Origin of the sequence: Corynebacterium sp. UMB0012 (genome assembly GCF_030216265.1) — a bacterium.
In the GTDB taxonomy this organism is placed as follows: domain Bacteria; phylum Actinomycetota; class Actinomycetes; order Mycobacteriales; family Mycobacteriaceae; genus Corynebacterium.
In genome coordinates this window covers 1-530 of sequence record NZ_JASOKQ010000064.1, presented here as the reverse complement: position 1 = coordinate 530, position 530 = coordinate 1, and the positions used below count along the sequence as shown (strand labels likewise).

At 53.8% G+C, this 530-nt stretch carries 1 protein-coding gene; it reads right to left on the bottom strand.

All coding sequences use genetic code 11. The features are described from left to right. A partial coding sequence (locus tag QP324_RS11870) for an IS30 family transposase (RefSeq protein ID WP_284816183.1) occupies nt 1–530 on the bottom strand: 530 nt, incomplete at both ends.

Sequence of the window (530 nt, the reverse complement as noted above, 5' to 3'; positions counted from 1 at the left end):
AATGAGGTCGCCTTCCCAATGACCTGGTACTGCTCGGTCATCTACTTCTGCTGGCCGGTCGGAAATCATCACCATAGGGTCAACAAACCGCCTGCGGGCACTGCGCGTGCCACGAGGTCGACGTTGGGCGTGACCGCGACGCAGTGCAGCAGCGACTTCCTTTTTCAACTCGCCTTTAGCCTGGAAATACAAAGACTGATAAATAGTTTCAGGACACACGTACATAGTCTCATCACCGGGATAGCGACTGCGCAACCTCCCAGAAATCTGCTCCGGCGAGTACCTATCTTTCACCATCGCCCAGACCACGGTGCGCAAACGTGGATTGGCATCAATCTTGCGCTTTTTCGGTCTAAACCTACGCAACACCGATTTACGGTGCGCATGCGTGGGAAGATACACCCCAAATTCATCCCGGTTGCGTTTAAGCTCCTTGCTGATAGTGCCAGCAGAGCGCTGAAGACGCCGAGCTATCTCACGTACACCTTTGCCTTGCCGGTCAAGATCAAAGATGAGCTCGCGTTCTTCTA